The sequence below is a fragment of the Microbacterium sp. P5_E9 genome, assembly GCF_054049175.1.
Genome location: NZ_JBFUMV010000143.1, coordinates 1 through 530, shown reverse-complemented (window position 1 = coordinate 530; position 530 = coordinate 1). Strand labels below are relative to the sequence as shown.

At 68.8% G+C, this 530-nt stretch carries 1 protein-coding gene; it reads right to left on the bottom strand.

Translation table 11 applies throughout. The annotated features are described in order from the left end of the window. Positions 1-530 (bottom strand): MmgE/PrpD family protein (locus ACXJ3V_RS20685; protein WP_457102232.1); only part of this gene is annotated, 530 nt, incomplete at both ends.

Here is a 530-nt window from a genome sequence, read left to right as displayed (position 1 = left end):
ATGCGAGACCTCGCATTCGATGCGTGCGATCTCGTCGGACTTCAGGGCGCGCTGCGCSKCGATGTCGAASAGCGCRTCGAGCGGSGAATGGATSSCRCCCATSGCCGCGTAGGGCTTGAKSACGATGCGCTCGACCTCCCAGCGCTCGCTGAGCCCGCTCGTGATCTGCGACGCGTCGGGATCGTGCCCTTCGCCGAAGGTCGAGAGAAAGCCGCCGTAGGGGCGTTCGAACACCCGCTTGATGCCGGTGTAGCCGCCCTCGGCCAGCACCGCCGCATAGAGCCCGTTGCGGGCCGAGAAGCCGTGGTGCATGCGCTTGCACATGGCCTCGTACTGCGCGGCCATGAGGCCGGCCGACTGTGTGCCTGCAAGACCGAGCGCGTCTTCGTGGCGGCCCGCATCGAGCTCGAGTAGCTTGCCGACCGCGGCCGCGGCGGCATGGGTGCCGAACACCGACCCTGAGTGCCAGCCGCGCGACAGCATCTGGGCGCCGTGCAGCGCCATACCGACACGCGGGCCGACCTCGTAGC